Source organism: Micromonospora sp. LZ34 (assembly GCF_052981855.1).
In genome coordinates this window covers 1-6,102 of record NZ_JBRIQN010000110.1, presented here as the reverse complement: position 1 = coordinate 6,102, position 6,102 = coordinate 1, and the positions used below count along the sequence as shown (strand labels likewise).

The following is a 6,102-nucleotide window of genomic DNA, read 5'->3' as shown; positions in this document are numbered from 1 at the left end:
GTCACCGACGTCGGCGGGCGACCATCCCGGATTTTCCCGCATCCGCGGCGCCCCGAAGGGACCCAGGAACAGCTTGGGAATCGGATTGATCTCCGGTACGAGCAGCCAAGCTAGCTGGTGAAATGAGCGGGGAGCGTCAGGGTTTGCGGCGCTCGACATCCACGTGCCCTGCGCCGGTGATGGTTGACACCGTGGCCTCGGATGATGCTTTACATGATCGCGGCGACCGCGCAACTCCCGGCATGAGCGAACGGACGCAGGGTGGTTGGGTCTTAGATCTCGACCTCGGGCAGCGGGAGCACCTCAGTATCCCGTCACACGGCTCCGGGTGATCGGTCGGCGGTAGGCTGCGACGTGGACTCCTGCACGAGCTTCATCGACACGAGTTCGGTGAATCCGGCGCGTCGCGCGAAGCGCACTTTTCGACGCTTGTACACCGTGAAGCCGAGCTTGGCGTAGAGGCCGAGGGCGGGTGCGTTGGTGTCCTTGATGTCCTCGAGCACGTACTCGCGATACCCGGGCAACGCCAGCAGGTGACGCAGCAACGCGGTCGCGACGCCGCGACCCTGATAAGCCGGCTCGGTGGCGACGAACCCGATCTCGGCGAGCCCGGGCCGGGCGCCGTCGGAGGGACGCATGAACCATCTCCGGATCACCACGTAGCCGAGCAGCCCGCGCGCCAGCCCGAGATGACGCCGGATCTCCGGCCAGCGCGGCGCGAACAGCGTCTGGTCGCCCTCGGTGAGCGAGGCGAGGCCGGCGGGCTCCCCGTCCACGAGCGCGATGTAGAACCGTTCGAGCAGCAGCATGTGCTCGAACGCGTCGGCCAACTTGCCGGTGTCGCGCGAGAACGCGACGAAGTCCGCTGCGAAGCTGCGCACGTAGACCTCGGTGATACGGCGCCGGTACCCTTCGCCGAGTTCGTCTCCCCTCTCGACCACGACCATCGTCTCGACCATCCCCGTCCACTCCACGTCTCACCCACCCGTAGGGGTTCGACCATATCCACCGGCACGCACGCTGTAGCGCGCCCGAGGTTTGATATCGCGACCAATCTGGGCGGAGTAACGCACGCTCATCGGCATGAGCGTACGTGTCGCAGCTTTAATCGTGGCTGGTCCGTGCCGGCCCTCGGATCGGCAACCGCGATGTGATCATGTAAGGGCGCGTCTCATTTGGTGAGGCGGCGGTAGCAGATCAGGGTGCTGGCGATCGTGGCGAAGGCTTCGAAGTGATCGCCCTTGCGGTCGTAGCGGCGGACGAGGCGCCGGTAGCGCATCAGCCAGGACATGCAGGCTTCCACGACCCAGCGGTGCCGGCCCAGGCGCGTGGAGGACTCGATGCCCTTACGGGCGATGCGTACCTTGATCCCCCGCCGCCGGACCTCGCGGCGCAGCTCGCGGGCGTCGTACGCCTTGTCGGCGTGCAACTTGTCTGGCCGCCACCGGCGGCGCCCGTTGGGTGTGCGGATCGCCGGGACGCTGTCGAGCATGGGCAGCAGCAGTTGGCTGTCGTGGACGTTCGCGGCGGTGGCCAGCACGGCCAGGGGTAGCCCGTTCCGGTCGCAGATGACGTGGAGTTTGCTGCCTGGTTTGCCGCGGTCGACCGGGTTTGGGCCGGTCAGATCACCCCCTTTTCCGCCCGCACACTGATCGAGTCGACCACCGCTCTCGACCAGTCGATCCGACGGTCGGCGCCGAGCCGGTCCAGGGTCGCCTCGTGCAGCCGCAGCCAGAACCCGGCCGCGGTCCACTCGGTGAACCTGCGGTGCGCGGTGGCCCTGGTGACACCGAACGACGCCTCCGGCAGCTTCCACCAGGAACAACCCGCCTGGGTCACGTACACGATCGCCGCCAGCACCGCCCGGTCATCCACCCGCCGGCGACCACCACCCTGCCGACGGACCGGCGCGGGCGGGATCAACGGCGCCGCTATCTCCCAGAAATCATCCGGCGCCCAGGTTCGGATCATGGACTCGTCCACGGGAGCAGATCTTGCCGCAGGTCAACGACCATCCAAATGAGACGCGCCCTAAAGCATCAGGCGAGGTGATTTCGTCAACCATCATGCGAGACCAGGCATCCACGACATCCACGGCAGCCGGCAGCCGGCTGTCGTACTCCGGTTGATGTGTTACACGTTGACTCCGCTTGATGGGTTACGCGGGTCCCCGACTCGCTGGCTACCGACTGTGAACCTCTGGCCGAAGACGCGGATACGGCAACATCCGCTTCTGCCGATGTGCGTGCGGGGGCTTGAGGGGTCGCAAAGGCGATGAGTTTCGCTATGGTGTCCAGTCTGTCGTCCCATGTACCCGATCTCCCGACTCTCGAGGAGAGCGTCATGACCGCTACGTACAGCAGGCAAGTGTGAGGCTTCTTCTCACGTCCGCGGGCGTCAAGAACCCGAGCATCCGCGATGCGCTGGTCGACCTGTTGGGCAAGCCGATCGCCGACTCAAGGGCCCTCTGCATCCCTACGGCACAGTACGGCCACCCCATGTGCGGGCCAGCCTCGGCCTGGCGCTTCATCACCGGCCAGACGCCGCTACCCATGTGCGACCTGGGCTGGAAGTCGCTGGGCGTCCTCGAGCTGACAGCGCTGCCCAGCATCGGCGAGCAGCGGTGGGTTCCCTGGGTCCGGGAGGCTGACGTCCTGCTGGTGGCCGGCGGCGATGCGACGTACCTGTGCCACTGGATGCGGCAGTCCGGGCTGGCGGACCTCCTGCCGTCGCTGCAGGACACTGTCTGGGTGGGGTTGAGTGCTGGGAGCATGGTGATGACCCCCCGGATCGGTGAGGACTTCGTCGAGTGGACGCCACCCAACGGGGGCGACAGCACCCTCGGGGTCGTCGACTTCTCGATCTTCCCGCACCTGGGTCACATGCCGGACAACACCCTGGCTGCTGCCGAGAGATGGGCGGCCGAGATCGCGGGTCCGGCGTACGCAATCGACGACCAGACGGCCATCAAGGTGACCGACGGCACCGTCGAGGTCGTCTCCGAGGGGCACTGGAAGCTGTTCTCCTCATAGCCGCTGCCAACAGCGATCGACGTGGCGAAGCGCCCGCTCATGCCGCAGTGCGCGCGTGCTCGCCGACCGAAACAATCACGCTCGGTAGCTGATCTCGTACTCGCCGATCGACTTCGCGAGGCCGCGGGCCGCGCTCGGCTCACGGGCCGGGTCGCTGCCGCTCCGGGGCGGCCCCGATCGGGATCTTCAAAACAGCGAGAAAAGCATTTACCGCGGGCGTCCGGCCCAGGCGGCTCCAGACGAGGTGTTCGACCCGGGCTGGTGCCTCGGCGACCTCGATGGTGGTCACGCCGGTGAGCCGTGGCACGTAGGCGGAGGGGAGCATGGCGACGCCGAGGCCCGCGGCGACGAGCTCGGCCATCAGGTCGGCGGCGGTCACCTCGAACGCGACGTCGCGGGCGAGGTCGGCGGCGGAGAATGCCTGATCGGTCTGGGCCCGCCCGGCGCTCCCGACCGGAAAGTCGACGAAGACCTCGGCAGCGAGCCGGTGGAGGTCGACTGTCGGTTCCTGCGCGAGCGGATGTTCCGGGGCGACCACGGCGACGAGCCGGTCCCGGGCGAGTTCGTGCACGTCAACGCCCTTCGGTTGAGCCGTTGCCGGTAGCCCCAGGAACGCCACGTCGATGACGCCCTGCTTGACCTGCTCCACGAGTTCGTCGCTCGCGCCGACGCGCAGGCCGACGCGCACGTACGGGTACCGCTCCCGGAACGTGCGAAGCGTGGCCGGGATGTCGACGGCCGCGACCGTGGGGATCAGCCCCACCGTCAGTCGTCCCCGCACCTCTCCCACCGCCGCCGCGACCTCGGCGGCCGCGCGTTCGGCGGCGTCCAGGCACTGGCGGGCGGCGGGGAGGAACGCCACACCCGCCGGGGTCAGTCGCACCCGGCGGCTGGTCCGCTCGAAGAGCCTCGCGCCGAGTTCTCCAGGCGCGCAATCTGGTGGCTAAGCGCGGACTGGACGACCAGACACCGTTCGGCGGCCCGGGTGAAACTGCTCGTCTCGGCGACGGCGAGGACGTAGCGCATCTGTTGGAGCTCCATTGATCCATCTTCTCCATAGATCGATGGGATGACAAACATGCGTTGGACTCATTGATAGCTACGCGATGAGACTTCCGGTATGACAAGTTCCGGAGCGGAGAGACTCCCCGGCGGAGCCGGCGGCAATACTTTCCCCAGCAACCTGCCGCGCACCGCCCTGACCGCGCTCGCCCCGCTGGCGTGGGGCACCACCTACGTCGTCACCACCGAGCTTCTTCCGCCGGGCCACCCGCTGTTCGCGGGACTCCTGCGCGCGTTGCCCGCCGGTCTGGTGGCGCTGGCGCTCACCCGTACGCTGCCGAGGGGGGCGTGGTGGGGAAAAGCGGCCGCGCTCGGCGTACTGAACATCGGACTCTTCTTCCCGCTGCTCTTCGTCGCGCTCGTCGTCGCCGTCCTGGCCGCGGCGGTCCTGCGGCAGGGACTCTCCGTCTGGCGCACCGTCTGGGGCGTGACCGGGGTGTTGGGCGTCGGCCTGGTGGTGATCGGGCCGGACGCCGCGTTCGACGTCGTGGGGATCGTGGCCGGCCTCGGTGGCGCGGCCACGATGGCGCTCGGAGTGACGCTCACCAAGCGCTGGGGACGTCCCGCCGGGGTGAGTCCCACGGCCTTCGCCGGCTGGCAGCTCAGCGCGGGCGGTCTCTTCCTGGCGCCCGTCACCTTCCTCGTCGAGGGGCCGCCACCAGTGGTCGACCCGCCCGCCGCTCTCGGCTACCTCTGGTTGGGTCTGGTCGGCGGCCTGGCCGCGTATGTCCTGTGGTTCCGCGGCGTCACCACGCTGCCCGTGACCTCCGTCGCGGTTCTCGGTCTGCTCTCGCCGCTGGTCGCCGCGTTGCTCGGCGCCGTCCTGCTCGATCAGACGCTCGGCCCGATCGAGCTTCTCGGGTTCGGGCTCTCACTAGCCGCAATCGTCGCGGGACAGCTTCCCGCGCCCGCACGCCCCCGCCGCGCGGGCGCGCAGCTCGTACAGGAAGGGGCAGCCCGATGAAGATCGCCGTAGTCGGAGCCGCGGGAATGGTCGGTTCGCGTGTCGTCGACGAGGCCGTGGCCAGGGGACACGAGCCGATTGCCGTCTCCGGAGGCGGAGACCGGCGGCTCTGCCTTCCGGCGTAACTGCCGTCGCGGGCGACGCGGACGATCCCGGGCGGCTGAGCCGGCTCTTTGACGGCATCGATGCGATCGTGGCGGCGATCCGTCCCGCTCCCGGATACGAACACACCGTCGCCGCGACCACCACAGCGCTGCTCGACACGGCCGAGGCGGCCCGGACGCGCATCCTCGTCGTCGGCGGCGCCGCCCCACTGCGAATCCCCGGGTACCCCGACCGGTTCGTCCTCGACAGCCCCGAGTATGTGCCGGATGCCTGGCGCACCATCGCCGCCGCCAGCGTCGCGCAACTCGACGCCTGCCGGGCACACCGCACCGACTGGGTCTACCTCAGCCCGCCCGCCATCCTCGAACCCGGAACCCGCACCGGGACGTACCAACGGGGCACCACAACGCTCATCACCGGTGCCGACGGTACGTCCCGGATCTCTGCGGAGGACCTCGCCGTCGCCGTCCTCGACGAACTGGAGAGCCGGGGCGGGGACAAACACTTCACCGTGGGATGAGATCCTGCGCACGTGTGGCCGCAGGCTGGCCGCCAGCATTGCTGGAACCGGGACGCCCGTAGGCTCCCGCCGGACGCGTCGCCCAACTGCTCCTCACCCGGGTCCTTGTCAGCAGCCGAGCACGCCGGGCCCCAACATCGCCACGCCACCCGCGCATCACGGATCGTCCGGCGGTCGCGGGTGCCGGAGCGTCGGTACGGCATCGGCGGGTGTGGACCGTCGGCAGGGCCGATTACGGGAGCACACAGCCCATGCTCAGGCGCGCGGATCTGCCGCCGAGCGGGCGTCAGGGGCCGCACCTGCGAGACCGACAAGTCAGCCGACCGCTCGTGCCGATCTCCGCTAGTTGCTCCTGGGCGACGGTCTGGAATGCTTCGCCCATGCCTTCCTACCCGCCTACCTTCGCCGACGAGGTCGTC

The 6,102-nt window shown here is 68.9% G+C and carries 7 protein-coding genes; 3 read left to right on the top strand and 4 right to left on the bottom strand.

What is annotated here, in order from left to right; genetic code table 11:
- Window positions 1-314 precede the first annotated feature (314 nt).
- Both ACVCAH_RS37305 and ACVCAH_RS37300 read right to left on the bottom strand, forming a co-directional pair.
- Window positions 315-959: a GNAT family N-acetyltransferase gene (locus ACVCAH_RS37305; protein ID WP_447140918.1), complete on the bottom strand. Its 645-nt coding sequence runs from the start codon at window positions 957-959 to the stop codon at window positions 315-317.
- A gap of 212 nt (window positions 960-1,171) precedes the next feature.
- Window positions 1,172-1,971, bottom strand: a protein-coding gene (locus ACVCAH_RS37300) for an IS5 family transposase (RefSeq protein WP_447140917.1) whose coding sequence is annotated in 2 segments (ribosomal slippage) — window positions 1,172-1,638 and window positions 1,638-1,971 — 801 coding nt in all. Because the reading frame shifts where the segments join, the coding sequence is not laid out codon by codon here.
- A 398-nt stretch (window positions 1,972-2,369) separates the two neighbouring features.
- Between ACVCAH_RS37300 and ACVCAH_RS37295 the strand changes: the two genes are divergently transcribed.
- The gene (locus ACVCAH_RS37295; RefSeq protein WP_447140916.1) at window positions 2,370-3,032 is read left to right on the top strand and encodes a Type 1 glutamine amidotransferase-like domain-containing protein; all 663 of its coding nucleotides are present in this window, start codon (window positions 2,370-2,372) and stop codon (window positions 3,030-3,032) included.
- Window positions 3,033-3,171: 139 nt separating this feature from the next.
- On the opposite strand, the gene ACVCAH_RS37290 is transcribed toward ACVCAH_RS37295, so the two are convergent.
- Window positions 3,172-3,915 (bottom strand): LysR substrate-binding domain-containing protein, encoded by a 744-nt coding sequence (locus ACVCAH_RS37290; protein ID WP_447140915.1) that lies wholly within the window; start codon window positions 3,913-3,915, stop codon window positions 3,172-3,174.
- Window positions 3,906-4,058 carry a helix-turn-helix domain-containing protein gene (locus tag ACVCAH_RS37285; protein ID WP_447140920.1) on the bottom strand — a complete coding sequence of 51 codons (153 nt, stop codon included), beginning with the start codon at window positions 4,056-4,058 and terminating at the stop codon, window positions 3,906-3,908. Before ACVCAH_RS37285 ends, ACVCAH_RS37290 begins: the two co-directional genes overlap by 10 nt.
- Window positions 4,059-4,152: 94 nt before the next feature.
- On the opposite strand from ACVCAH_RS37285, the gene ACVCAH_RS37280 reads away from it, so the two are divergent.
- Both ACVCAH_RS37280 and ACVCAH_RS37275 read left to right on the top strand, forming a co-directional pair.
- Window positions 4,153-5,058, top strand: a complete 906-nt coding sequence (locus ACVCAH_RS37280; protein WP_447140914.1) for an EamA family transporter — start codon at window positions 4,153-4,155, stop codon at window positions 5,056-5,058.
- Between the two features lie 109 nt (window positions 5,059-5,167).
- Window positions 5,168-5,683, top strand: a complete 516-nt coding sequence (locus ACVCAH_RS37275) for an NAD(P)-dependent oxidoreductase (protein ID WP_447140919.1) — start codon at window positions 5,168-5,170, stop codon at window positions 5,681-5,683.
- The last annotated feature ends 419 nt before the right edge of the window (window positions 5,684-6,102 follow it).

Bases quoted from the DNA above. Each gene is read 5' to 3' on its own strand.
- ACVCAH_RS37305 (WP_447140918.1), bottom strand. From the start codon at position 959: ATGGTCGAGACGATGGTCGTGGTCGAGAGGGGAGACGAACTCGGCGAA.
- ACVCAH_RS37285 (WP_447140920.1), bottom strand. From the start codon at position 4,058: ATGCGCTACGTCCTCGCCGTCGCCGAGACGAGCAGTTTCACCCGGGCC.
- ACVCAH_RS37280 (WP_447140914.1), top strand. From the start codon at position 4,153: ATGACAAGTTCCGGAGCGGAGAGACTCCCCGGCGGAGCCGGCGGCAAT.